Below are 427 nucleotides of genomic sequence, written 5' to 3'. Positions count from 1 at the left end.
CAAAGTCCGACAACGAAGGGACATTCGTGAACACCCAACGGAGGGCGAGCGCGGCCCTGCTCGCGCTGCTGCTCGGCGGCGCGGGCATCGCCATGGCGGCTTCCCCCGCCCAGGCCGCCGATGCCACCTACAAGGTCAAGTGCGTACCGCCCGCGGGCGGCGGCGACCCGGTGGAGGGCGAGAGCACCGTCAAGATCACGGCCCCGGCCACGGCCAAGGTGGGCGACGAGGTCGACGTCTCGTGGGAGACCGTCAAACCCGCCTCCAACAACACGGACCTCATGGTGATCCCGAAGGATTCCGTGGTGCCCACCGGCTGGTTCACGGTCGGCGGGGGAGGGGGCGAACTGAAGGTCGTCGGGGAGAAGAAGAACCCGGAGATCCCGAAGAAGGCCCCCATGGTCATGTCGACGATGAAGGGCAAGCT

1 pseudogene is annotated in these 427 nt (G+C 67.9%); it reads left to right on the top strand.

From position 1 onward, the window contains the following. Window positions 1-26 precede the first annotated feature (26 nt). Window positions 27-427, top strand: a pseudogene (locus G3I71_RS48225) (hypothetical protein); the annotation flags it as partial.

It is taken from the genome of Streptomyces sp. SID12501 (genome assembly GCF_010550245.1).
Lineage (GTDB): Bacteria > Actinomycetota > Actinomycetes > Streptomycetales > Streptomycetaceae > Streptomyces.
Note: the sequence above shows the minus strand (reverse complement) of the source record. Positions and strands in the feature narration are given on the sequence as shown.